Source organism: Lysobacter sp. F6437 (assembly GCF_052547215.1).
The window spans coordinates 1,770,028-1,794,756 of sequence record NZ_JBQWRB010000001.1 but is presented as its reverse complement, the minus strand read 5'-3'; the positions used below and the strand labels follow the sequence as shown (position 1 = coordinate 1,794,756).

The window sequence follows — 24,729 nt, the reverse complement described above, 5'->3', positions numbered from 1 at the left end:
TGGAAGTACTTGGATGAGCAGTTTCTGGATGAACCTTCGTTACTGGCTGATGGACTACCGCGTGCTCGCCGCACTCGGCATCGCCGCCGCCGCCGCAATCGCCTACTTCGGCGTCGACGGCCTGCTGGCCGCGGGCGGCTGGCTGCTGGTCGCGGTGATTGCCGCGCTGGCGCTGTGGCTGGTGGTGGTGATCGTGCGCAAGGTGCTGGCCAACCGCGCCGCCAAGCGCATCGACAACATGGTGTCCGAGCAGGCCAACCAGGCCGTCAGCGCGGCGACGCCGGCCGCGCGTGGCGACGCCGAGGCCCTGCGCGAGCGCATGGGCGAGGCGGTCAAGGCGATCAAGTCGTCCAAGCTCGGCCAGATGAAGGGCAGCGCGGCGCTGTACGAGTTGCCGTGGTACGTCATCATCGGCAACCCGGCCGCCGGCAAGAGCACCGCGATCCTCAACTCCGGGCTGCGCTTCCCGTTCGAGGACAACCGCAGCAACGTCATCCACGGCCTCGGCGGCACCCGCAACTGCGACTGGTACTTCACCACCGAAGGCATCGTGCTCGACACCGCCGGCCGCTACTCGGTCAGCGCCGAGGACCGGCTGGAGTGGCTGACCTTCCTCGACCTGCTGAAGAAGAACCGCCCGCGCGCGCCGATCAACGGCGTCATCATCGCCGCCTCGATCGCCGAGCTGTCGGGCAGCAAGCCCGAGTTCGCGATCGACCTGGCCAAGAACCTGCGCCAGCGCGTGCAGGAGCTGACCGAGCGGCTGGAGGTGCACGCGCCGGTCTACGTGGTGTTCACCAAGGCCGACCTGATCTCCGGCTTCAGCGACTTCTTCCGCGGCCTCGACCCGGCCGAGCGCGAGAACGCCTGGGGTGCGACGCTGCCGTTCGACGTTAACGGCGAGACCGATGCGCTGGCCGCGTTCGACAGCCATTTCGACGAACTGTCCGACGGTTTGCGCGAGATGAGCCTGGCGCAGATGGCGATGAGCCGCGGCCGCGAGGTCGGTCCCGGCCTGCTGACGATGCCGATGGAGTTCGCCGGCATCAAGCCGGCGCTGCGCACCTTCATCGCCACCCTGTTCGAGGAAAACCCCTACCAGTTCAAGCCGGTGTTCCGCGGCTTCTACTTCACCAGCGCGCTGCAGGAAGGCGTCGCGGTGCAGCCGGCGTCGGAGCGGGTCGGCCGCCAGTTCGGTCTGGCCGGTGGCGCCAACCTCGAGGCCTTGCCGCCCAACGACAGCAGCCACTTCCTGCTCGGCCTGTTCCGCAAGGTGATCTTCGCCGACAAGCAACTGGTGCGGCAGTATTCCAATCCGGGCCGGACCAAGCTGCGCTACGCCGCGTTCCTCGGCGCGGTGCTCGCGCTCGGCGTCGCGCTGACCGGCTGGACCTGGTCGTACACCAGCAACCAGCAACTGGTCGCCGACGTCCGCGCCGACCTCGACAAGGCGGTGGCGATGCAGCAAGGAGAGGTCGGGCTGCAGTCGCGGATCGAGGCCTTGCTGGTACTGCAGGACCGCTTGGAGCAGTTGCAGGCCTGGCGCGACGACCACCCGGTCAGCCTCGGTCTGGGCCTGTACCAGGGCGAGGCGATCGAGGCCAAGCTGCGCGACGAATACTTCCACGGCATGCGCCAGCTGATGCTGGTGCCGGTCGGGACCAAGCTTGAAAGCTTCCTCGGCGAGGTCATCGCCCGTCGCGGCGAGCTCAAGCCGCCGTCGGTGGCCGGCCGCAGCGCCGATGACGATGCCCAGCTGGCCGATGCCGCACAGGCCGGTGATCCCGGCTTGTACCAGGACGCCTCGCCGACCGATTCGCAGGACGCCTACAACGCGCTCAAGACCTACCTGATGCTGGGCGACCGCACCAAGGTCGAGCCCACCCACCTCAGCGACCAGCTGACCCGCTTCTGGCGCGGCTGGCTGGAGGCCAACCGCGGGGCGATGCCGCGCGAGGACTTGCTGCGTGCCGCCGGCCGGCTGATGACGTTCCACGTGCAGCAGGCGCAGCGCGCCGACTGGCCGCAACTGGAAACCAAGTACAGCCTGGTCGATGACAGCCGGCAGGCGCTCAAACAGGTGATGAAGGGCACCCCGGCACGTGACCGCGTGTACGCGCAGATCAAGGCGCGCGCGGCGACCCGCTTCAGCCCGATCACCGTCGCCGCCCTGCTCGGCGAGGACGCCGCCAGGCACGCCGCGATCACCGGCAGCCACCAGATCCCCGGCACCTTCACCCGCGAGGCGTGGGAGAACTACGTCGAGGATGCGATCAAGGAAGCCGCCAACACCGAACTGTCGAGCACCGACTGGGTGCTGGAAGCGACCGTGCAGAACGACCTGACCCTCGCCGGCAGCCCGCAGCACATCGCCAAGGAACTGACCGCGCTGTACAAGGCCGACTACGCCAGCGAATGGAGCCGGTTCCTGCGCGGCGTCAGCGTCGCCCGCTTCGACACCTTCGAGGACGCGGTGGCGCAGATGAACCGCCTCGGCGACCCGGCCAACTCGCCGTTGCGGGCACTGCTAGAAGCGGTCAACCAGCAGACCGTGTGGGACAACCCGGAGGCGCAGAGCGCGGTCGCGGGCGAGGCCAGGAGCGGCATCGTGGCCTGGTTCAACCGGGTCATCATGCGCCGCAACCCGACCTCGATCGCGGTCGAGGTCGACCCGGAAACCGGGCAGAAGGTCGCGGTCGCCGCCGGCCCGATCGGGCAGCAGTTCGACGGCCTGGCCAGGCTGCTGGTCGAGCGTGACGGCAACCCGGCGCTGCTGGACCAGTACTTCGAGGCGCTCGGCAAGGTCCGCAGCCGCTTCAACGCGATCAAGACCCAGGGCGACCCGGGCCCGGGCGCGCGCGAGTTGATGCAGCAGACCCTCGACGGCGAAGGCTCCGAGCTGGCCGTGGCGCTGGGCCTGGTCGATGAGCAGATGCTCAACGGCCTCGCCGAGGACCAGCGCAATACCCTGCGGCCGCTGCTGCTGCGCCCGCTGATCCAGAGCTTCGCGGCACTGGTGCGGCCAACCGAGGGCGAGATCAACCGGACCTGGGCGGCGCAGGTGTACCAGCCGTTCGAAACCGGCATCGGCCAGAAATACCCGTACGCACCGGATGCCACGGTCGAGGCGGCGTCCGCCGACATCGAGCGGATCTTCGGCAGCGCCGGCGCCATCGCCAAGTTCGGCGAGGCCGCGCTGGGCTCGCTGGTGATCCGCCGCGGCAACAGCCTGACCCCGCGCCAGTGGGCCGACATCGGCATCAACCTGCGGCCGGAACTGGTCGCCAACTACGGTCGGTGGGTCGGCGCCAGCGCCACCGCCGACGGCCCGACGATGGTGATCCAGCTGCTGCCGCTGGGCGCGCAGGGGCGCGAGTACACGGTCAATATCGACGGCCAGCAGATGCGCTACCGCAACACACCGCCGCAATGGACCACGTTCCAGCTGCCCGGCCAGGGTGTGCCGGGCGTGCGGATCACCGCGGTCACCGGCGATGGCCGCACGGTCGACGTGTTCACCCACGCCGGCGACAACGCGATGGTCGAGATGTACGCCGCCGCCGAGAAGAAGGCGCTCGGCAAGCAGCACTACCAGCTGACCTGGAGCGGTGGCGGCGCCAGTGTCTCGGTCGAGCTGAAGATCGTCTCGGTGGTACAGCCCAACAGCGGCGCCAACGACGCGCTCGGCCTGCAGTTGCCGGCGCTGGTGGCCGGTGCGGCCCCGGTGCAGCCGGCGGGTGCGGCGAGCACAGCCGCCGCCGCGGGAGCGCAATGATGGTCGTCGCCGAGACCGCGTTCGCGCTGAGCTACTTCGGCAAGCTGCCCAGCCGCGGCGACTTCGTCCGCACCCCGGAGAACCACCAGTTGATGGTGATGCTCGACCGCTGGGCCGGCGGCGGGCTGGAACTGCTGGCGACCGACCCCGGCTGGAAGCAGCTGTACGACCAGGCGCCGCCGCTGCATTTCGCCTTCCTCGGCTCGCGCAGCAAGCTGGCGATCGGTGGTCATTTCCTGCCCAGCCGCGATGCCTCGCAGCGGCGCTTCCCGTTCCTGACCGCGACCCGTTTCGAGGTGACCCAGCCGCTGCCATTCATCGCCCGCAGCCCGCTGGCGCTGTCGCGGCTGTGGACCAGCCTGGCCCGGCTCGGCCAGCAGGCGGTCGCGGCCGAGGACGCCACCGAGGTGCTGCGCACGCTCGGCGAAACCCGGGTCACCATCAGCCCCGACCCGCAGGTCTACGACGCCCCGTTCAACGACTTCATCGACCTGCAGGACATCGGCTCGCTGCAGGACCTGCTGCGCCAGTCCGGGCACCCGCAACTGCAGCTGCGCTGGGTGATCCCGGCGCTGGGCCTGCTGATGCAGCCGCTGGTCGCCGGTGGCGCCGGCCAGATCGACAAGGGCCTGGCGCTGCCGCTGCCGCGCGATGCGCTGTACCGGCCACTGGTCGCGGCGTTCTGGCTCGACCTGGTCGGCGGCTTCCTCGGCCGCTCCGACTTCGAGCTGATGCTGCTGGTGCGCGATGGCATCGGCGAGGTCGGCCCACAACTGCTGATCGGCTTCAACGGCGCCGACGGCCGCACCGTGCAGGCCGCGCTCGATCCGCAGATCGCGGCCGAGCGGATCATCCGCATCGACGATGCCGAATGGGTCGACGACCAGATCGGCGGCGACTACGCGCTCAACAAGCTGGTCAGCTACATCGAGCGCGACGACCTGTCGCTGCGCGTGGCCCGCAAGGCGTTCAACGAGACCTTCCTCGGAACCTGACATGCAAGCAAGCAATCGTTCGACCCCATCCCTCCGCCGTGCCCTGTTCGCGGGCCTGCTGCTCGCCACCACGGGCGTCGTGCCGCTCGCCCTGGCGCAGACCGCGCCGGCGCCGGTCGCGGCCGCGCAACCGGTGATCGCCGCCGGCACCGTGCCCGACGAGGCGACCAAGGCCGCGGTACTTGGCCGCCTGCGCGAGCTGTACGGTGCCCAGCGCGTGGTCGACCGGATCGAGGTCGACGCGGTGATCGCGCCGCCGAACTGGCGCGAGCGGGTGGTGGCGATGCTCGGCCCGGACCTGCAGCAGGTCTCCGGCGGCGAGCTGAAGATCGACGGCAACAGCGTGCGCATCAGCGGCCAGGTCGGCAACGAGGCCGAGCGCCAGCAGGTGACCAGCGCGCTGGCGACCGCCGCCGGCCCCAGCTACCTGGTCAAGAACGCCCTGCGCGGTGGCGGCAACGCCAAGCAGGACCTGCTCGACGCGGCCCTGGCCGACCGCATCATCGAGTTCCGGAGCGGCAGCGCGACCCTGACCCCGGCCGGCACCGCGATCCTCGACGAGATGGTGGTCGCGCTGCAGCAGGTCGGCGACCAGCAGGTGCAGGTGATCGGCCACACCGACGATGTCGGCCGGCGCGAGGCCAACGTCGCCCTGAGCCTGCAGCGCGCGATCGCGGTCAAGGCCTACCTCGAAGGCCACGGCGTCGCCGCCGATAACCTCAGCGTGCAGGGCTTCGGCCCCGACCGGCCGATCGCCGACAACGCCACCGACGAAGGGCGCGCGCGCAACCGCCGGATCGAATTCCGGGTGCTCTGAGGGACATCCGCAGCCGGGTGCCGTCCTGCGGATGCGGGACACGACGGCGGCAAGGTCCGTCGCCGGGTTGCAGTGCGCTCAGCCGGTCAGTTCGACCCACGCCGGCGCGTGGTCGCTCGGCCGCTCCCACGTCCGCGGCTCGCGATCGATGGCTGCGCTGGCGCAGCGTGCGCGCAACGCGTCCGAGACCAGGGTCAGGTCGATCCGCAGGCCGAGGTCGCGGCGGAATCCGGCCTGGCGGTAGTCCCACCAGCTGAACACCCCGGCATCGTCGTTATGGAGGCGGAATGCGTCATGCAGGCCGAGGTCAAGCAGCCGCTGCAGCGCCGCGCGCTCGGCGGTCGAGGTCAGGATGTGGTGTTCGTTCCAGACTTCCGGGTCGTGCACGTCGCGCGCGTCGGGAGCGATGTTGAAGTCGCCCAGCACCACCAGTTGCGGGTGGCGCTGCAGTTCGTCGGCGACCCAGTCGTGCACCGCGTCGAGCCAGCGCAGTTTGTAGGCGTACTTGTCGGTGCCGACGTCCTGGCCGTTGACCACGTACAGGTTGATCACCCGCACGCCGCCGACGGTGGCCGCGATCACCCGCTTCTGCTCGTCGTCGAAGCCGGGAATACCGACCTGCACCTCGGTCGCCGGCTCGCGCGAGAGGATCGCCACGCCGTTGTAGGTCTTTTGCCCGGAGAACACGCTGCGGTAGCCGAGTTCCGCCAGCGCGGTGTCGGGGAACTTGTCGTCGGTGAGCTTGGTTTCCTGCAGGCCGACTACGTCGGGCGCGGCGCTGGCGAGCCATTGCTGCAGGTGTGGCAGGCGGACGTTGAGCGAATTGACATTCCACGAGGCGATCTTCATCGGCGCAGTTTAGCCGGGTGCCGCCGCGCACGAGGGCATCGGCTAAAATCGCGGCATGAACATCCGCCCGTTCCTCGACCATACCCCTACCCTCGGCGCCCGCGTCTACGTTGACCCCGCCGCCACCGTGATCGGCCACGTCGTCCTCGGCGACGATGTCTCGATCTGGCCCGGCTGCGTGGTGCGCGGCGACGTCAACTCGATCGAGATCGGCGCGCGCACCAACGTCCAGGACGGCACCATCGTCCACGTCACCCACGAGGGGCCATTCACCCGGCCCGGCGGCTTCCCGACCGTGATCGAAAACGATGTCACCATCGGCCACGGCGCGATCATCCACGCCTGCCGGCTGGAGGAGTTCTGCCTGGTCGGGATGGGCGCGACCGTGCTCGACGGCGCGGTGGTGTCGCGCTACGGCTTCGTCGGCGCCGGCGCGGTGGTGTCGCCCGGCAAGACCGTCGGCGAGGCCGAGCTGTGGCTGGGCAATCCGGCACGGTTCGTGCGCAAGCTCAAGGACCGCGAGATCGAGCAGCTGCAGTACAGCGCGCAGCACTACATGCGGTTGAAGGACGAGTACCTGCGGATGGGGTGACGCTCTGCGTTCCCTGCGCCTGGGCGCGAATGTTCCCGCTTCTGCAAACGCCACCGATGGGCGAATCGCTAGCCCGGTCGGGTTAGTCGTTCCATTTCGCCCAATGCCGCCATCGCTTGGTCGCGGCTACTCGCACACATGTCCGGGCCGGGTCGCAGCGACGCGCAGAACGCCGGCCGCTCCGCCTTGCCGAACAGCTTGCAACGCAGCTGCGCATCGAGTTGCACGCAGGCGACACCCGCTGGCTTGCCATCCGGCATGCCGGGAATCGGCGAGGTGATCGAGGGCGCGATGCAGCACGCGCCGCAGTGGGCGCGGCAATCCATGGTCTTGTATGGGCCTGCCGGCCGTCAGCCCGGCACCGCCAGCGCCGATTCACGCGCGCGTAGTTCCGCGTATACCGCGTCGGCGTCGGGGCGCACGTCGTGCCAGCACTTGAAACTCTCGGCCGCCTGCTCGACCAGCATCCCCAGGCCATCGATGGTGTGATCGGCACCGGCGGCGCGTGCCCACGTCAGGAAACCGATCGCGGCTTCGCCGTAGCCGAGGTCGACCGCGTCGCAGCGCGGCGCGATCAACGAGGCGGGCAACGGGAAATGGCCGTCGGCCGAACGCGCGATCGAGGTCGCGTTGATGATCAGGTCGAACGAACCGATCGTGCCGAGGTCCTCGAAATAGCGTGGATGCACCCGCATCGGCTCGCCCAGTGCGTCGGCCAGTGCATCGGTGCGGTCGCCGCTGCGGTTGACGATGAACAGATCGGCGATGCCGGCGTCGAGCAACGCTGGGGCAACGCCGTGCGCGGCGCCGCCGGCACCGATCAGCAGCACCTTGCGCGAACGCAGGTCCTGGCCGTGGCGGTCGGTGAGGTCGCGGACCAGTCCGACGCCGTCGGTGTTGTCGCCGTCCCATCCGGTGGCGGTCCGGATCAATGTGTTGACGACGCCGGAACGGCGCGCGCGTTCGCCGAGGTTGCCGCAGAGCGCCGCCGCGCGCCGCTTGTGCGGCAGGGTGATGTTGGCACCGACGCCACCGTGGGCGGCGAACTCGGCGAGCGCGGCGTCGAAGTCGTCGGGTGCGGCATCGATCGCGACGTACTCGAGCGGGATGCGGGTCTGCCGCGAGAACGTGGCATGGATGAACGGCGACAGCGAATGGGCGACCGGGTGGCCGATCACGGCGTAGCGCGGAGTGGACATGGTGACCTCGCTTAGACTGGGGCGACATGGGTCACGACGGCTGCCGCCGGGGTGACATTCGACGAAGCGGTACCAAGGGAGACGTACGATGCGCGCACGCACGGCCTTGCTGGCCTCCAGTCTACTCGCCGGCGTGTTAATCGCGGGCAGCGCCGCGGCGTGGTTGTCGGAGTTCGGCATCGAGGGCATGCGGGTGGTCTCGACTCCGGCCAGCGAGGTCCGCGCCAGCGTCAGTCCGGATGGCCAGCGCATCGTCTGGGGCAGCACCGATCGCGAAGGCGGCGCCGGTGGCTGGGATCTGTGGCAGGCCCGATTGAAGGATGGCCGCTGGCAGGACGCCGCGCCGCTGTCGATCAACTCCGATACCAATGATTTCGACCCGATGTTCAGCGCGGATGGCCGCTGGCTGTATTTCTTCTCCAACCGCGATGGCGGCATGGGTGGCGACGACCTGTATCGCGTCGCCGTCCGCGCCGACGGCCATGGCGCGGTCGAGAACCTCGGTCCCGGCGTCAACAGTGCAGGTAACGAGTGGGCGCCGACACCGGGCGCCGATGGCCGGCACCTGCTGTTCGCCAGCGATGGCCACGGCGGCGTCGGTGGCCACGACCTGTTCGTCGTGCGCTGGGATGGCACCGCGTTCGTCGAGCCGCGCGCGCTGGCGGGGATCAATACCGATGCCGACGAATTCGACGGTGCCTGGCTCGGCGACGGCAAGGCGATCGTGTTCGCGCGCTCGACCGATGTCGAGAACGATCCGATCCAGCTGCAGCTCGCGCAATGCGATGGCCGCCGCTACACCGATGCGGCGCCGCTGGAGCTGTCGTTCAACACCGCCGATGGCACGACCCTCGGGCCGGCGCTGGACTGGAACAAGCCCGGCGAATTGCTGGTCAGCGGCCGTGCGAAGTCGCCGCGCGCGGGCAAGATGGACATCTATCGAATGAAGGCCCCGACGGTGACCGGGCACGCCGGCTGCGTCGAATAGCCGGTCACGGCGCCGGTCCCGATCCGCGTCCTGTAGGAGCGGCTTCAGCCGCGATCCGGAACCGGCGCGGACGGCCGACCTTCCGATCGCGGCTGAAGCCGCTCCTACGAAAGCGGCAGCCGGCGCGTAGCTTGGCGGGTGGCATGCCGCTCACCCCTCGCGCAGCCACCGCGCCGCGTCCAGCGCGAAGTAGCTCAACACGCCATCCGCGCCCGCGCGCTTGATGCTCGTCAGCGCCTCCAGCACGCAGCCGCGCTCGTCGATCCAGCCGTTCTGCGCTGCCGCCTTCAGCATCGCGTACTCGCCGCTGACCTGGTAGACGAAGGTCGGCACGCCGAACTCGTCCTTCACCCGGCGCACGATGTCGAGGTAGGGCATGCCCGGCTTGACCATCACCATGTCGGCGCCCTCGTCGAGGTCGAGCGCGACCTCGTGCAGGGCCTCGTCGCTGTTGCCCGGGTCCATCTGGTAGGTCTTCTTGTCGGCCTTGCCGAGCGCTCCGGCCGATCCGACCGCATCGCGGAACGGGCCGTAGAACGCGCTGGCATACTTGGCCGAGTAGGCCAGGATGCGGGTGTGGATATGGCCCTCGACCTCCAGCGCGCCGCGGATCTGGCCGATCCGCCCGTCCATCATGTCGCTGGGGGCGACCACGTCGGCACCGGCGGCGGCGTGCGACAGCGCCTGCTTGACCAGCACCTCGACGGTTTCGTCGTTGATGACGTAGCCGTCGGCATCGAGCAGGCCGTCCTGGCCGTGGCTGGTGTAGGGGTCGAGGGCGACGTCGGTAATCACACCGAGCTGGGGGAAACGCTGCTTCAGCGCACGCACCGCGCGCTGAAGCAGACCGTCGTCGTCCCATGCGGCGGCGGCATCGAGCGACTTGGCTTCCGGCGCGGTCACCGGGAACAGCGCCAGCGCCGGGATGCGCAGTTCGCAGGCCTGCTCGGCGACTTTCAACAGCTCGTCGATCGACAGCCGCTCGATGCCGGGCATCGACGCGACCGCCTCGCGACCCTGCAGCTCGTGCACGAACACCGGGTAGATCAGGTCGTTGGCGGTCAGGACCGTCTCGCGCATCAAGCGGCGCGAGAACTCGTCGCGGCGCATCCGCCGCGGGCGCGTGTAGGGGTGGCTGCTCATGGAGCGCGATTCTACGCCCCGGCGCGCGACGGTTGGACGTGCTGCATGTAGGAGCGGCTTCAGCCGCGATCTGGGATCGCTACGAGCGAACGGTTCCAGATCGCGGCTGAAGCCGCTCCTACGACCGCAGGAAGTCCAGTCGGACAAGGATGGCTAGATGATCCCGCCGCCCAGGCTCAGCCGGACGATGCCGACGATGATCACGATGCCGTTGAGCACCAGGCCGGCCTTGGCCCGGCCGCGGTTCTCGCTGCGGGTCACGGCAATGCCGATCGCGGCGATGATCGCGCCGATGGTCGCGAACGGGATCAGGAACCAGTTGCCCCAACCCAGCAGCGGGATCAGCGCGATCACCATCCAGACCATCGCCACCACGCCCCAGAGCAGGCTGATCAATCCCATTTCAAAGTCTCCATCTTGCGTTGTGTCCATGGTCGCCCGCGGGGCGGCACCGCGCACGGCTCAAAGGTCATGCACACCGTCGATCTCGATCCGCAGCTCGCGCCGGCAGACCGCCGCCTGCAGCACCAGGCGGGGCACGGACGGGGCGAGGCGGTCGTTCAGCAACACCTTCACGTGGTCGAGCTCGGCGGCGTCGCGCACGTAGACCTTCAGGCGTGAGCCCGGGCCGAAGTGCAGCGGCAGTTCCGGCCGTCGGGCGTGGGCCGTTGCGAGCAGGCTGTCGAGGTTGGCGAGGGTTTCGTCGAGCTGGGTTTCGACCGAGTCCGCGTGCAGTGACTGGTGGCCGACGATCGCCGCCGTGCCCGACAGCAGCAGCGGCATGCTGGACCCGGCCGGCGGCAGCATCGCGCGGGCGAAGCTGGGCGGTTGCGGGCCGTACTGGCGTGGGTAGCGGTAGGCGCTGAGTTGGCGCGGATTTTCCAGCGGCACGCCGGGCGCCTTGGCCGACAGCCAGTACACCTGGAGGCGGCGCCGGCCATCGAGCCGGCCGATCGCGGTGGCGGCCGGCAGCGAAGTCGGTTCGAATGCACCCAGGCCCACCGCGCGACCGACGCAGAATTGGCGGTAGCGCTCCTCGTCGCCGTCGCCGAGGGTGATGCCGTCCAGGTAGTTCCAGATCCTCAGCAGGTGCGGGTAGCCATGCCCGGCAACGAACCCGAGCAGCTGGCGGTAGGCCGCCCCGGCCGCCGTGCTGATGTCGTTGTCGTCCGGTTCGTCGAGCTCGATCGCGCCGAACTGCAGGTGGCCGTCCGTGGCCCAGGCGATGTCGCCTTCACGCCCGTGCCGGACCGGCGCTTGCCCGCGCCAGATCTCGAAGGGCGCGGGACCGTGCGGTTGCAGGCCAACCAGCAGATAGCGCGGGTCGTCGTGCGTGGGCGCGCCGTCGCCGAACCCGAACACGGCGAGGGTGTCGTCGGCCGCGAGCAACGCATCGAGATCGCCTTCCACGTAGTCGACCGCAAGTAGTGCGCCCCGCACGCTGGAGTGCGCCGCCGCCGTCACGATGCCGGCTCCGTCTGTGCGCGCGCATCCGCATTCGCGTCCGACCGTGCATCCATCTGCGTGTCCGCTTGCGCACCCGGTTGCAGGGTTTCATCGCCGAACCGGACCGAGGCCTGCCGGCGCCGATGCAGCCAGCCCCGCAACGCGGCCGGGGCCATCCGCAACGCGGTCAGGGCGTAGATCAGGCGGAACAGTCGCAGCCGACGCAACACGTCGCGGTTGTCGAACACGTCGCCGGCCAGCATCGAGATCACCGCCTGCTCGACTTTCCACAGGTTGCGCGGCGAGTTGAACAGCTGCTGCATCACCGGCGTATTGAAGCGGTAGATGAACCAGCTGAAGTGCTTCATGCCGCGTCGGTGGCGGCGCTCCATTGCCTGTTGCAGTTGCGTCTCGCGGGCCGGTTCGCGCAATGCGCCGTCGACCACGGCCGCGCCCTGCTCGGCGCTGTCCATCGCCAGGTAGACACCGGAGGAGAACACCGGGTCGAGGAACGCGAACGCGTCGCCGACCATCAACCAGCCGGGGCCGTGCATGCGCTCGCAGGTATACGAGTAGTTGCCGGTGACGTGGACTGGCGCGACCCGCTGGGCGTTGGCCATGCGCCGCCAGACCGAGGGTTCGGACTGCAGCGATTGCAGCAGGAAGGCCTCGGTGTCGCCGCGACGTTGCTTGAGGTATTCGGGGAAACACACCGCGCCGACACTCATCACGTCGTCCTGCAGCGGGATCAGCCACATCCAGCCGTGGTCGAAACGCTGGATGGTGATGTTGCCGGCATCGTCGCCGTCGCGTCGCTGCACGCCGGTGAAGTGGCTGAAGATCGCCGCCGACTGGTGCTCGGGATTCTTGCGCTTGAGCTTGAGCTGGCGGCCCAGCAGGGCATCGCGGCCGGTGGCATCCACCAGGTAGCGCGGCTGGAACTGCAGCGTGGCTCCATCGGCATCGTGGGCCAGCACCTGCGACGGCCGGCCATCGGCATCGAACTCGACGCGATCGACCGTGACCTGCTCGCGCGCATCGACCCCATTGTCGCGCGCATGGCCGAACAGCATCCGGTCGAACTGCTCGCGCTTGACCTGGTAGGCGTAGCCGAACTGCGCGTCGAGTGCGCGGTTGAACTGGAAGGTGTTGTAGTTGTCGTCATCGACCGGGAATTCGGCACCCGGCTTGAACGTGCCGATCTCGCGGACCTGGTCGAGCACGCCGAGGCGCTCGAGAATCGGCAGGTTCATCGGCAGCAGCGACTCGCCGATGTGGAAGCGCGGGTGCCGTGCCTTCTCCAGCAACGTGACCTGCCAGCCCTTGCGGGCAAGCAGGGTGGCGATGGTCGAGCCGCCTGGACCGCCGCCGATGACGAGCACGTCGGGCCGGGCGATGTCGGGGCTGGGATGGGCCTGCGGGTGGGTCGTGGAATGTGCCGGGGCGACGCGGTTGGCGCCGTCGGCGGAAGCGGGGTCGGTCATGCCGGCCATGATAGCCGTGGCCCGTGCACGCGTCGCAGTTGCGCCGTGACCCGCGATCACCGATTGTTTCCGCTTTCTCCGATCCGGAAACCACAGATGTCCGCACAAAGCCCCGCCGAACACGAACTGGCGCAGTTGCTGGTCGAAAGCCTGAACCTGGAAGGCGTCGACGCCGCGCAGATCGATCCGGAGGCGCCGTTGTTCGGTGACGGGCTGGGCCTGGACTCGATCGACGCGCTGGAACTGGCGCTGGCGATCAGCAAGAAATACGGCTTTCAGCTGCGCTCCGACAGTGAAGAAAACCGGCGGATATTCGCTTCCTTGCGCGCGCTGTCTGCGCATATCGAGCTGAACAAGGCGGCCTGACCGCGACCGAATCCGGTCCTGCCCGATGTCGAGTCCACTCGCCGCATTGCGACTGTTGCTGGCGGTCGCCTATCCGTTGCTGGCTCACTGGGCCAGCGTTGATGGCAGCGGATGGGTCGCCGCATTGGCACTCATCGACCTCGCGGTGATCGTGCTGCTGTGGCCACTGGCTCACGGCCGCGGCTGGGCCTGGCTGCTGCTGGCGCTGATCGGAGCCGGCCTGTGGGCCCTGCACGACAGCGGGATGCTGGCGTTGCTGCTGCTTGCACCGCCGGTTGTCTTTACCGGCTTGCTGTCATGGTGGTTCGGCCGAAGCCTGCGTGCCGGCCGGGTGCCGCTGATCAGCCGGATCGTCTCCGGCCTGGAAGGCTGCGAGCCGGCCGCGCTCAAGCCCGAACTCAAGCACTACACCCGTCGTCTCACCGTCATCTGGTCCGGACTGCTGGCCGCGCTGGCACTGACCAACACCACATTGGCGCTGGTCGCGGTGCCCGATGGCGTGCTGATGCGGCTGGGTTATCCGCCGCTGCTGTCGGTTTCGCAGGATGCGTGGTCGTGGTTTGCCAACCTGCTGGACTACGGCATCGTCGGCGGCTTCTTTGTTGGCGAGTACATCTATCGCAAGCACCGCTTCCCGGATCGGCCGTACCAGAGTTTCCCGGATTTTCTGCGGCGGATGGCAGCATTGGGGCCGGGGTTCTGGCGGACGTTGTTTGATTAGTGCGATTGTTGCGCGTATGCGGGCAAGCGGCGCTTCCATTGATCATGGAAGCTGTTTCTCGACCAGGCCCGCGGGCACTCTAGCAGTGCTGCCCTGCGACTTATCGGGTTGGAAGCAATACGATCAGTTCGCAGAAGCGCGGAGTTCGGATGGGAGCTTCCAGTTCTTCAACGATATCGCCCTCGGGTGAATACGCGAAGTACTCGAGTTCCTGATCGCAACGCTCTATTGACGTTGCGGTAAGGGTGCTGGTGGTCAGCCGTCCCCACCCCTCATCCCGAAGAAGCTCCGACGCTTTGTACACGCGCCAAGGTGTGCCGTCTGGTCGATACTCCACCAAGGCGGCGGCAAGCCCGGTCGCGACCTCTTCCGCTCCTTGGGATATGTAAACGAAAACTACGCCGGAAAGTCCCTCGAGACGCACGCGGCTGACGGGCTTGGCCATTTGACCAGCGTTTGGCATGGAGCTGAGCCGATCGAACTGGCCCGGCAGGATTGCCGGGGCTTTGCAAGCGGTATCGATCTGCGGAACGCCCTGCCAGTAAAACTCGCCACCGGATTCCACGGCGATGTATTGCGCGAGCCGCTCCACGTCGATGATGGTGGTCTCGACAATGGGAAACCAGTCCAACTCCACATGGCAATCGGCCATGGGGGGTTCGTTGTCACTGCGTCCAACAATTAAAGCGAGACACATCACAGTGGCGCATCTGGTCAACCTATTCATTCGGCGACAGGAGAGAAGAAGATTCCACGCCGGAAATCACATGCTCTACGCGTGTTGTGGCTAGCACGTGCGTCACTTCCCTCAACTTGCATCCGTGACCAGCAATGAAGTGCTGTCTGATTCCGTGTCAGAATGCCCTTACTGACCACTTCTCGCTTCAAGCACTTGATCTATGGCATCTGCCGACTTCACGGGGAAGTTCACGCTCTGTCCCTCGCTTACCCCATCAAAACCCTCGCCAATCGTCTTTTCCACTTCCGGCAAGCGTTTTAACTCGCGGGGCTCCTTAAGGCTGTGTTTCAAATTCTGATCGAAAACATAAGTGCGATAATAGTCTCCGGTTGTGCCCATCCCGGAGTGCCGGATCTCCCATCGAGAGAGTATAAGAATCTCCATGTCCGAATCGGCATCTACGTTTCTGAGCAGAACCGATTCAATATGAGGTGGGCCACCTTCGGGAAGTATCGAGCCAACAAACAGCATCTTGTTTTTCCCGTCGGGATTTAGTGCGTACGCCTCTATGTGTCTACCGTCGCCTTCCCCGACATAAAAAAAATAAATGACAGAGCACTCCCCCAGCAAGGACATTCTAACTGGGGCGTGAGCGCTCCCCAGCGCCGGGCCATGGCGGCCGAAGGCCCAGGCGTTGGTAGCTAGTAACAATAATGTAGTCAGCGCGAGCACGCGTCTAATCATCGCTAAATTCATCAAAGGTGCCCGCGCTCCAGATGAGCTCGAAGTGCTGCCAGCGTGCATTGTAACTGTCAGTGTACTTGTTAATGATCTTTGTGATCGCATCTACCTGTTCCCTTTCTGAGCCTTGGTCGGCTATCGCATACAGACCATGCTTGAGCCAAAAGAAAACTGCTGAACGTGTTGCGTGCTTCGGTTCCGCAAGAAGCTCGGGGCTACTGATAAAGTCAGGTGAGTCGTTCCAGTATGTCCCGTATGCATCTTGAAAGTCTTGGTAGTTGCCACGGCCAGTTAATTGTTTGAGTCCTCTGCCCTGGTATTTCCACCCGTCTCCACTCGCTAGGTCTCCGTTTCCATTTCGCCCGGCATACGCCCGGTTGGCGATCGCCTGTGGATCGGCCGGGTGATCTTGTGATCGGCCATACATTACCGCTTCTTCGGGGTTGCGACGAAAGTACGAAAAGATCGATCTCAACGCGGTGACGGAATAATTGAAGTTTTCAACTATGCGAGCGGAAGATCCAGTCTCCTCTCGAACTTGAGCAAAAAAGTGCGTTAGTCGTAGCTTCGTATCGAGCTTGTATTTCTTTAGATCGGAGTTCAGTTCGTCAGCTATTGCTTTCAGGTGCTGGTCATCGCTGTCTGGAAAAATGCTCTTCATCATGGGTAGCGTGATCAGGACCTGTTTGGCCAAAACAATTTCCACGACATCCGTCTGCGAAGACGGCGTCAAATACCACTCCGCTACCCATTCCTTTCGGTCCGGAAAATACCCAGCCCTCGTCGATCTTCCGTTCTCCGGCTGCCAGCTCATAGGGAGTTCTCCCTGGTCGGCCTAATTGCATGTATTTTCAGGCGCTCCATTGAAATGCCCTGCTGGAGGGCGATCATCCCATTTTCATCCGTTTTCCCACGGATGATTGCGCCATCGGCACGAACGATTTTGTAATCGTAGTGCTTGGCTATCGTTCCGTCGCTAAACTTCAGTCGCAACTGTTCATCGAATCTGGTTTGTGGCCAGCCATTCAGCTCGTGGCTCAGCGAAGCGCCACCCACAAATGACTTCTTCCCCGCATGCACGGTGATGCTGCCGGGGCAGGCGATGGCGATGTTGCCGCCTTCGATGGTGATGGATGCGCCGCCTTCGGTGGACAGGTGGACGGTCTTGCCGGCGGCCAGTTCGACTTCGGCGTTGGCGCTGATGAGCGTCAGCTGGTCCTTGGCCTGCAGCTTGGCGCTGTCGTGTTGCGCTTGCAGGACCAGTTCGGCTTCGGCGCTGACCAGGGCCAGGCTGTCGGCGGCGGTGGCCTGGCCTTCGACCGCACCGGCCAACCAGCCGATGGCTTGGCCGGCGTGGATGCGCAGGTCGCCGGCGATGGCGGCGTTGGCCGATTGGCCGGACGCGACGGTCAGCGTTTCGCCGACGCTCCAGTGCAGGCACTGGCCGGCCACGAAGCCGATCCCCGCCGGGGCGGTCAGGCCGAGCAGGGCGTCGCCGCTGTGGGGGACGCGATCTTGGCCGACGGCCGGGCTGCGGTTGGGGGCGTCGGCTTGGCCCTTCGCAAGCTCGGTGCCGTCGACCACGGTGGCGGCGCTGGTATGCAGGGCCTTGAGCGGGGCGGCATCGTCGATCAGCGCCGGCTGGTTGGCCTTGTCCGCGCCCTGGTGGGCGGCCAGTTTGACGGTCAGGTGGGTGCGGGCGATGTCGCTGAAGCTCTGGCCCAGTTGGGCGGCCTGCTTGAGCAGGGCACTGGCAGCGAGGTGCTCGCCGGCCGGGTCGGCCTCGCCTTGGCCGTAGGCGCTGAGCCACAGGCCGCGCTGGCCGCGGATCGCGCCCCAGCGGTCTGTACGCAACTCGAAACCTTCGCCACGGAAGCTGCCACGGTAGTTGTCGGCCTGGTGGATCAGGTGGCCCAGATTGAGTTCGGTGGCCGCAAGGGTGGTCGCCAGCTGCAGCCGAAGCTGGCCGTCGCTGTCGTCGAACACCAGTCGGTTGTGGCCGCTGCCGCCGAACTCCTTCGACTTGAACCCCGACAACGCGGCCGGGTTGCGATGGCCGGTCTCGTCGCCGCTCATGCCGTGCCAGGCCGGGGCGTTGCCGCCGGCACGGTTTGACTGCGCGCTGGGGCGGTGGTCGCGGGCGTCGGCGTAGGCGTCGGTGCTCGATTCGGCGCTCGCACCGCCCGGCGTGGGCGCGATGCCCGCGTCGCCCTGGCCGTTGTAGAGCGCGCCGACGACCACGGGCCGGTCGATGTCACCGTCAAGGAAGCCGACCAGCACTTCCTGCCCGATCCGCGGCAGGAACTGGCTGCCGACGCCGGGGCCGGCGTAGCGCTGGCTCATGCGCAGCCAGCAGCTGTGGCCGGATGCGGCCTCGCCGGTATCGTGCTGGAAGTGGAAGCGGACCTTGATCCGGCCCAGCGCGTCGCTGTGCAGCTCTCCGGCCGATGCGCCGTCGCCGCCGACCACGATCGCGCTCTGGTAGCCCGGTGCGGTGGGGCGTGGGTTGAGGCGGATGCCGGTGTCGTCGGCCAACGCCGGCCGCCACGGCAGGTCGCGCGGGACCGCGACGAAGGCGTTGGCGTAGCCGACCGCGGCGGCGCGGGCCTGCAACGCCGCCCACGCGGTACGGCCGATGCCATCGACCCCACCCGTCGGCACCGCAGCCGGCGCCTCGTCGCCGAGCAGCCGCGCCGCGCCCTCGCGCACGATGTCGGGCAGGTTGTTGATGCCCAGCTGGTGCACCGCGACCAGCAGCAGTTCCGCGGGCGTGCCCTCGGCATCGAGGGGCGCGTCGGTGACCGCAAACCACTGGCCGGCGCGGAAGCTGCGCACGCTGGACTGGCCCAGCCACTGGCTGCGCTGGGCGGCGCGGGCCTCGCCGATCAGTTCGGCGTATCGCCCGGCCTCGGCCTGGCTGGCGAAGGCGTAGGCGCCGGCGGGGTCGTAGATTTCGAGCGCCGCGGCGGTATCGGCCGACTCGCCCAGCAATGCGCTGGCGCTGAGCGACTGGCCCTTGTAGTCGTGGCTGAGCAGGGTCAGCGCGGTCGACGCGATGCCGTGCACGGTGCCGAGCGCCTGGATGGTGTCGCTGGCCTCGGTGGCATCGGAGCGGTGGAAGCGGATGCCGCCACCAAGCTCGGCGGAAACATCCTGCGGGCCCTGCCCACTGTCGGCGAACAGCACCATGACGTGGCCGCCGGGGGCGTCGGTGGACTCCTGCAACCGCCAGCCCAGCCCTTCCTCGGCGAGCAGGCGGCTGACGAAGTCGAAATCGCTCTCGCGGTACTGCACGCAGTAGCTGCGCGGGCGCGCCCCGGCGAGGAACGCGCCCACCTCGTCGCCAACCTGCCACGTCGCCAGCGGCGCGTAGTCGGCGAACACCGCCTCGATGATCCCGACCACGCTGTGGTCCTGGAACACCCGGCTGTGGCGGCCCTGGGTCAGCAGCCAGGTCCATGGGACCAGTTTCAGGCGATAACGCGCCAGGCCGCCGTCGGAGCCGATGCAGGCGGCCTCGCGGACCAGCCCGCTGCGCGGCAGGCGCGAGCCGTCGGCGGCACGGGTCAACAGGGTCGCGCGCTTGCCGATCAGGTCGTCCAGCGGCAAGTTGGCATCGGTCGACAGCAGGTCGACCTGCCACTCGAAGCCGGCCGACAGCGACTCGCGGCCCTGCCAGCGCTCGACCGTGAGGGTGCCGGCCGCCAGGCCGTCGAGTTCGAATGCATATAACCGGTGTGCATCGGTGTACCGGGCCAACGCCGCCAGTACCGATTGCACCGCGTCCATCATGTTCACGCCTGTCGCTCCTTGACGGGTTGCCTGCCACTTCCTGTGGGGACGGCCGCCGCTGTTCGGCGGAGGCGCGCTTATGTTAGCGGCAAATCCGGTCTGCCGCCCGCCGGCGGCTCCGGCGGCGCGGGCCGTGCTGGCTTATCCTTGCGACCCCGCCGCCCGTCCCCTCCGCTGCCGTGTCCTCCATGTCGTTCATTGTCCCCGCCGACCATCCGAGCCTGCCCGGGCATTTCCCCGGCCGCCCGCTGGTGCCCGGGGTAGTGCTGCTGGACCGGGTGCTCGATGCGGTCGAGGCGGTGCATGGCGTGGCAACGGGTGCGCTGGCGCTGCCACGGGTCAAGTTCATGCAGCCGCTGCTGCCGGGCGAATCGGCCCGGGTCGAACTCGACGGCGCGATGCCACGCTGGCGCTTCCGGGTTCTGCGGGATGGCGACGTACTGGCCAGCGGCGAAGTCGTCGCCACGGACGCGCCATGAGCGGCAACTGGAAGCAGCGGCCCGAGGGTGGTGGCTGGTTCGCGATCTGGCTGATCCGCACCATCGCACGGCGCGGCGGCCGCACGATTGCGCGCCTGCTGCTGGCGCCGATCACCCTGTACTTCCTGATCGTGCGCGGGCCGGAGCGACGCGCCTCGCGCGAGTACCTCGACCGGGTGCTGGGACGACCCGCGCGGGTATTCGATATCGCCCGGCATATCCACGCCTTCGCTTCGACCATCCTCGACCGGGTGTTCATGCTGGGCGGACAGCTGGAGCGTTTCGAGATCGGCACCGATGGCCTCGCGGAGTTGCACGCGCAGATCGATCGCGGGCAGGGGCTGCTGCTGTTCGGTTCGCATCTGGGCAGCTTCGAGGTGTTGCGCGTGCTGTCGCAGCAGCGGCCGGACGTGACCGTGCGGGTGGTGCTCGACACGGCGCACAACCCGGCGATGACCCAGTTGCTCGATGCACTCAACCCGGAGATCGCGCGCACCGTGATCGATGCCGGCCAGGACGGTCCGTCGATCGTGCTGGCGATCAAGCAGGCCACCGATGCCGGCGCGCTGGTAGCGTTGCTGGTCGACCGCACGCATGCGGGGCAACCGTCGCAGCCGGCCGCGTTCCTGGGCGACACCGCGCGGTTCCCGGTCGCGCCGTGGCTGATCGCCGCGGTGCTGAAAGTGCCGGTGGTGCTGGCGTTCGGGCTGTACCGTGGCGGCAACCGTTATGACCTCGCCTTCGAGTTGTTCAGCGAGGGCATCGACATCCCGCGGCCGCAACGAAGCACGATGCTGGCTGAACTGGTGCAGCGTTACGCCAACCGGTTGCAGCACCATGCACGCAACGCGCCGTACAACTGGTTCAACTTCTACGACTTCTGGCAGACCGATGAAGCGAATGATCCCCACCGCTGTCCTGTCGATGCTGGCGACCGTGATGCTGCTCGCGGCGCCGTCGCTGCGCGCCGCACCGCAGGCTGAGAGCAGCGCGGTCGAGGCCGACTGGATCCTCGACAAGCTGGCCCGCCCGGCGCCGATGCGCACCGGGTTCGTCGAGCTGCGCGAATCGAAACTGCTGAAGCAGCCGTTGCGGCTCAGCGGCGAGTACCGGCGCCCTTCCGACGGCGTGCTGGTGCGCGAGGTGCGCGTGCCGTACGCGGAGACCACGACCATACGCGCAGGCGAGGCGACCATCGAGCGCGCCGGCAAGTCATCGCGCACATTCTCGTTGTCGCGCGCGCCGGAACTGGCGGGTCTGCAGGCGAGCTTCGGCGCGCTGCTGTCGGGCGACCGCAGCGGCCTGGCCGAGCACTACACGATCGAAAGTGAAGGCACCCGCGAACACTGGACGCTGACCCTGGTGCCGAAGCGCGCCGAACTGGCCGCGCAGGTGCGTGACATCGTCCTGCGCGGCCGTGGCGCCGAACTGCGTTGCATCGAGACCCGCACCCCAGACGACGAGACGCCGCAACGCACCTTGCTGGCCGGTGCCGCGCGGGCAGCGGCCAAGGTCGATGACGCGGCCGGCTTCGCCGCGTTGTGCCACGGCGACGGCCCGGGCGCGCAATGACCGCAGGGGCCTCGTCGGACCGGCGTTCGGGCTCCGTCCGTCGTTTCGGTCTCGCGCTGGCATGGCTGGCGCTGTTGCTGCTGGCGGGCTGGTGGATCGGCGCGCACCTGCAGTTGACCGGTGACCTGCGCAAGTTCATGCCCGCCCCGGAAACGCCGGAACAGACACTGCTGATCGACGAACTCGGCGAGGGTCCGGGTTCGCGCCTGCTGCTGGTGGCACTGTCCGGCGCTGACCCGACGACCCTCGCGACGCAGTCGAAGGCGCTGCGGTCGGCGCTCGCCGGCGACGACCGGTTTGCGCTGGTCGCCAACGGCGATACCGGCCTCGATGCGATCCCCGAGCGCCTGCGTCCGTACCGCTACCTGCTCTCGCCCACGCTCGACACCCAGCCACTCGACGCCGCCTACCTCGCCGCGCAGCTCGACGAGCGCGTGCAGGACCTGGGTTCGCCGGCCGGCGTGCTGGTCGAGCCGCTGGTCGGCAGCGACCCGACTCTGGAAACGCTGAAGGTCGCCGAAGCACTGCAGCCGGCGAACGCACCCCAACGCGTGCAGGGCGTCTGGTTCGACCGCGCCGGCAAGCGCGCGCTGCTGGTGGTGCAGACACGGGCCCCCGGTTTCGATCCCACCGGCCAGCAGCGGGCGGTGGATGCGATCCAGGCCGCCTACGCCCAGGCCCGTGGCAACGGCGCGGGCGAGTTGCTGCTCAGCGGCCCGGGCGCGTTCTCGGTCGAGATCGGCAGCCGCACCGAGGCCGAGGCGCAATGGATCGGCACGCTCGATACCGTCGGCCTGGTCCTGTTGCTGCTGGTCGCCTACCGCAGCTGGAAGATCCCGGTGCTCGGCGTGCTGCCGCTGGCCAGCGCCGGGCTCGCGGGGCTGGGCGCGGTGGCGCTGCTGTTCGATGGCGTGCACGGCATCACCGTCGCGTTCGGCTTCACCCTGATCGGCGTGGTGCAGGACTATCCGATCCATCTTTTCAGCCACCAGCGCCCCGGCGTCACGCCGCGCCAGAACGCGCGCGCGCTGTGGCCGACGCTGGCCACCGGCGTGGTGTCCACCTGTATCGCCTATGTCACTTTCCTGTTCTCGGGGGTCGACGGCCTGCAGCAACTGGCGGTGTTCACGATCACCGGCCTCGCGGTGGCCGCGCTTTCGACGCGGTTGCTGCTGCCGCGGTTGATCGACCCGGCGCCGCGTGACTTCGCCCACTCGCGCCTGCTGGCCCGCATGTGGTCATGGACACAGCGACTGCCGCGGCCGCGCTGGTCGCTACTGGTGTTCGCACTGGCCGCGCTGGTGGCGACCGCACTGGCGCCGGGCGCGTTCTGGCAGAACGACCTGTCGAAACTCACGCCGGTGCCGGCCGATGCACTTGCGCGCGACGCCGACCTGCGGGCCGAACTCGGTGCCCCCGACGTGCGCTACGTGCTGACACTGCAGGGCCGCGACGACGAGGCGGTGCTGCAAGCCTCCGAACGCCTGCGCCCCGCACTCGACCAGCTGGTACGCGATGGTGCGTTGGCCGGTTACGACATGGCCGCACGCTACCTGCCCAGCGCCGCAGTGCAGGCTGCGCGACGGAACAGGCTGCCTGATGCACCGACATTGCGTGCCGCGCTCGACACGGCGCTGGCCGACAGCCCGTTCCGTGCCGATGTGTTCGGCGAATTCGTCGACGACGTGGCGAAGGCGAAGACGCTGCCCCCGCTGTCACGCGCCGACCTTGCCGGCACGCCACTGGAAACCGCCGTCGGTGGTCTGCTGCTCGGCGGCGACGGCCACGCCACCGCACTGGTATCGCTGACCGGCCTGCAAGACCCGGCCACGGTCGCGCGCGTGGCGCGGCTCAACGGCGCCGCGCTGCTGGACATGAAGGCGGCGTCGGAATCGCTGGTGGTCGCCTATCGTGGCCGCGTGCTGGCCGCGCTCGCGGTCGCCGCGGTGCTGCTCGCGTTGACGGTGTGGATCGCGATGCGGATGGCGGTGGTCGCGCATCGCCGCGCGGCGCAAGCCGACGTCAGCTCCACGTCACCGCGCGTCGGCATTGCGCGCGAAACCGCGCGCCGCACCGTGCGCGTGCTGCTGCCGATGGCGCTGACCACGCTGCTGATCCTCGCGGTGCTGCGCCTGTGCGGGGTCGAGCTGACGCTGTTCCACCTGGTCGCGCTGATCCTCGCCGCGGGCCTCGGCCTTGACTACGCGTTGTTCTTCGACCACGCCGGTGACGACTACGCCGACCAGCTGCGCACGTTGCATGCGCTGATCGTGTGCAGCCTGATGACGTTGCTGGTGTTCTCCCTGCTGGCGTTGTCGTCGATCCCGGTGCTGCGCGCGATCGGCAGCACGGTGGCGCTGGGCGTGCTCGGCAACTTCGTGCTGGCGTTGTTGATCTCGCGCCAGCCGGCGGCAGCTGGTTCCGATCAAAAGCTCGCGGCTGAAGCCGCTCCTGCAGGTGCGAGGGGTGGCGCGGCATGATCGGGCGTGCCGACATCCTCGCCCTTGTCCCGCACCAGGGCGCGATGTGTCTGTGGGATGAAGTGATCGAGTGGGACGCGGACCGCATCCACCTTCGCGCACACAACCATCGCGACCCCACCCATCCGTTGCGCAGCAACGACCGCCTGCGCGCGATCCATCTGTGCGAATACGGTGCGCAGGCGATGGCGGTGCATGGTGGTTTGCGTGCACGGACCTCGGGCGACGCGGTGAAGGCCGGCGTGCTGGTCGCGCTGCGCGACGTGCAGTTGCATGTCGCAAGGATCGACGACCTGGCGGGCGCGCTGGAGTGCGAGGCGCAGGTGCTGGCCGAGTCCGAAGCGAGCCAGCAGTACGCATTTCGTATCTACCACGCCGGCGAGTTGCTGGCCGAAGGTCGCGCCGCAGTGATGCTGCAACAACCCTTGATGTAGGAGCGACGTAAGTCGCGATTTCACTGATCTTTCGTAGACGCGTATTGCGCGCATGGGTGCATCGATGCGGGCTTCTGGCCTCGTGGCCAACCTCGATACACGACTTCGCCGTGCGATCGCGACTCACCGAGTCCGGCATGCCGGCCTCACTCCTACAATGGGGGTCATTATGCGAGG

Annotated in this window: 23 protein-coding genes; 12 read left to right on the top strand and 11 right to left on the bottom strand. The window is 67.9% G+C overall.

Translation table 11 applies throughout. The features are described from left to right. The first annotated feature begins 13 nt into the window (after positions 1-13). From tssM to ACT9F5_RS08290, 3 genes are read left to right on the top strand one after another with little or no spacing between them, the layout of a single operon-like run. Positions 14-3,775 (top strand): type VI secretion system membrane subunit TssM, encoded by a 3,762-nt coding sequence (tssM, locus tag ACT9F5_RS08300; protein ID WP_445119408.1) that lies wholly within the window; start codon positions 14-16, stop codon positions 3,773-3,775. Beyond that, the gene (gene tagF / locus ACT9F5_RS08295; protein WP_445119407.1) at positions 3,772-4,770 is read left to right on the top strand and encodes a type VI secretion system-associated protein TagF; all 999 of its coding nucleotides are present in this window, start codon (positions 3,772-3,774) and stop codon (positions 4,768-4,770) included. The genes tssM and tagF overlap by 4 nt, the downstream gene beginning before the upstream one ends. A 1-nt stretch (position 4,771) precedes the next feature. Beyond that, complete coding sequence (locus ACT9F5_RS08290; protein ID WP_445119406.1) at positions 4,772-5,587, top strand: OmpA family protein; 816 nt, start codon at positions 4,772-4,774, stop codon at positions 5,585-5,587. A 78-nt stretch (positions 5,588-5,665) separates the two neighbouring features. Here ACT9F5_RS08290 and xth read toward each other — a convergent pair whose 3' ends face one another. Continuing rightward, complete coding sequence (gene xth / locus ACT9F5_RS08285; protein WP_445119405.1) at positions 5,666-6,436, bottom strand: exodeoxyribonuclease III; 771 nt, start codon at positions 6,434-6,436, stop codon at positions 5,666-5,668. A 55-nt stretch (positions 6,437-6,491) separates the two neighbouring features. On the opposite strand from xth, the gene ACT9F5_RS08280 reads away from it, so the two are divergent. After that, positions 6,492-7,028, top strand: a complete 537-nt coding sequence (locus ACT9F5_RS08280; RefSeq protein ID WP_445119404.1) for a gamma carbonic anhydrase family protein — start codon at positions 6,492-6,494, stop codon at positions 7,026-7,028. Between the two features lie 68 nt (positions 7,029-7,096). Here the strand turns inward: ACT9F5_RS08280 and ACT9F5_RS08275 are convergent, their stop codons facing one another. Together ACT9F5_RS08275 and aroE are read right to left on the bottom strand one after the other, a co-directional pair. Further along, positions 7,097-7,354 (bottom strand): YkgJ family cysteine cluster protein, encoded by a 258-nt coding sequence (locus tag ACT9F5_RS08275; protein ID WP_445119403.1) that lies wholly within the window; start codon positions 7,352-7,354, stop codon positions 7,097-7,099. A gap of 24 nt (positions 7,355-7,378) precedes the next feature. After that, positions 7,379-8,227, bottom strand: a complete 849-nt coding sequence (gene aroE / locus ACT9F5_RS08270) for a shikimate dehydrogenase (RefSeq protein WP_445119402.1) — start codon at positions 8,225-8,227, stop codon at positions 7,379-7,381. A gap of 88 nt (positions 8,228-8,315) precedes the next feature. On the opposite strand from aroE, the gene ACT9F5_RS08265 reads away from it, so the two are divergent. Beyond that, positions 8,316-9,215 (top strand): TolB family protein, encoded by a 900-nt coding sequence (locus ACT9F5_RS08265; RefSeq protein WP_445119401.1) that lies wholly within the window; start codon positions 8,316-8,318, stop codon positions 9,213-9,215. Between the two features lie 150 nt (positions 9,216-9,365). On the opposite strand, the gene hemB is transcribed toward ACT9F5_RS08265, so the two are convergent. The 4 genes from hemB to ACT9F5_RS08245 form a co-directional block, all read right to left on the bottom strand. Then, positions 9,366-10,358 carry a porphobilinogen synthase gene (hemB, locus tag ACT9F5_RS08260; protein WP_445119400.1) on the bottom strand — a complete coding sequence of 331 codons (993 nt, stop codon included), beginning with the start codon at positions 10,356-10,358 and terminating at the stop codon, positions 9,366-9,368. Between the two features lie 153 nt (positions 10,359-10,511). Then, positions 10,512-10,760, bottom strand: coding sequence for a hypothetical protein (locus tag ACT9F5_RS08255; RefSeq protein WP_445119399.1), 249 nt, complete (start codon positions 10,758-10,760; stop codon positions 10,512-10,514). Between the two features lie 60 nt (positions 10,761-10,820). Next, positions 10,821-11,822, bottom strand: a complete 1,002-nt coding sequence (locus tag ACT9F5_RS08250) for a chorismate transformation enzyme, FkbO/Hyg5 family (protein WP_445119398.1) — start codon at positions 11,820-11,822, stop codon at positions 10,821-10,823. After that, positions 11,819-13,288, bottom strand: coding sequence for a tryptophan 7-halogenase (locus ACT9F5_RS08245; protein WP_445119397.1), 1,470 nt, complete (start codon positions 13,286-13,288; stop codon positions 11,819-11,821). The genes ACT9F5_RS08250 and ACT9F5_RS08245 overlap by 4 nt, the downstream gene beginning before the upstream one ends. A gap of 96 nt (positions 13,289-13,384) precedes the next feature. On the opposite strand from ACT9F5_RS08245, the gene ACT9F5_RS08240 reads away from it, so the two are divergent. After that, positions 13,385-13,654, top strand: a complete 270-nt coding sequence (locus ACT9F5_RS08240) for a phosphopantetheine-binding protein (protein ID WP_445119523.1) — start codon at positions 13,385-13,387, stop codon at positions 13,652-13,654. A gap of 25 nt (positions 13,655-13,679) precedes the next feature. Next, the gene (locus tag ACT9F5_RS08235) at positions 13,680-14,375 is read left to right on the top strand and encodes a ketosynthase (RefSeq protein ID WP_445119396.1); all 696 of its coding nucleotides are present in this window, start codon (positions 13,680-13,682) and stop codon (positions 14,373-14,375) included. 100 nt (positions 14,376-14,475) lie between these two features. Here the strand turns inward: ACT9F5_RS08235 and ACT9F5_RS08230 are convergent, their stop codons facing one another. From ACT9F5_RS08230 to ACT9F5_RS08215, 4 genes are all read right to left on the bottom strand, one after another. Beyond that, a complete protein-coding gene (locus tag ACT9F5_RS08230) occupies positions 14,476-15,027 on the bottom strand; it encodes a hypothetical protein (RefSeq protein WP_445119395.1) in 552 nt (183 codons plus the stop codon). A 213-nt stretch (positions 15,028-15,240) separates the two neighbouring features. Next, a complete protein-coding gene (locus tag ACT9F5_RS08225; protein ID WP_445119394.1) occupies positions 15,241-15,786 on the bottom strand; it encodes a hypothetical protein in 546 nt (181 codons plus the stop codon). Between the two features lie 4 nt (positions 15,787-15,790). Further along, complete coding sequence (locus ACT9F5_RS08220) at positions 15,791-16,609, bottom strand: glycoside hydrolase family 19 protein (RefSeq protein WP_445119393.1); 819 nt, start codon at positions 16,607-16,609, stop codon at positions 15,791-15,793. After that, positions 16,606-19,587 carry a type VI secretion system tip protein VgrG gene (locus ACT9F5_RS08215; RefSeq protein WP_445119522.1) on the bottom strand — a complete coding sequence of 994 codons (2,982 nt, stop codon included), beginning with the start codon at positions 19,585-19,587 and terminating at the stop codon, positions 16,606-16,608. The genes ACT9F5_RS08220 and ACT9F5_RS08215 overlap by 4 nt, the downstream gene beginning before the upstream one ends. A gap of 188 nt (positions 19,588-19,775) precedes the next feature. Between ACT9F5_RS08215 and ACT9F5_RS08210 the strand changes: the two genes are divergently transcribed. Genes ACT9F5_RS08210 through ACT9F5_RS08190 form a run of 5 tightly spaced genes read left to right on the top strand, consistent with a single transcriptional unit; the run spans position 19,776 to position 24,552 of the window. Then, the gene (locus ACT9F5_RS08210; protein WP_445119392.1) at positions 19,776-20,066 is read left to right on the top strand and encodes a hypothetical protein; all 291 of its coding nucleotides are present in this window, start codon (positions 19,776-19,778) and stop codon (positions 20,064-20,066) included. Then, positions 20,063-21,049, top strand: coding sequence for an LpxL/LpxP family acyltransferase (locus tag ACT9F5_RS08205; RefSeq protein WP_445119391.1), 987 nt, complete (start codon positions 20,063-20,065; stop codon positions 21,047-21,049). The genes ACT9F5_RS08210 and ACT9F5_RS08205 overlap by 4 nt, the downstream gene beginning before the upstream one ends. Further along, positions 20,958-21,638: a LolA-related protein gene (locus ACT9F5_RS08200; protein WP_445119390.1), complete on the top strand. Its 681-nt coding sequence runs from the start codon at positions 20,958-20,960 to the stop codon at positions 21,636-21,638. The genes ACT9F5_RS08205 and ACT9F5_RS08200 overlap by 92 nt, the downstream gene beginning before the upstream one ends. Continuing rightward, positions 21,635-24,118, top strand: a complete 2,484-nt coding sequence (locus tag ACT9F5_RS08195) for an MMPL family transporter (RefSeq protein ID WP_445119389.1) — start codon at positions 21,635-21,637, stop codon at positions 24,116-24,118. The genes ACT9F5_RS08200 and ACT9F5_RS08195 overlap by 4 nt, the downstream gene beginning before the upstream one ends. Further along, a complete protein-coding gene (locus ACT9F5_RS08190; RefSeq protein WP_445119388.1) occupies positions 24,115-24,552 on the top strand; it encodes a phosphotransferase in 438 nt (145 codons plus the stop codon). Before ACT9F5_RS08195 ends, ACT9F5_RS08190 begins: the two co-directional genes overlap by 4 nt. The last annotated feature ends 177 nt before the right edge of the window (positions 24,553-24,729 follow it).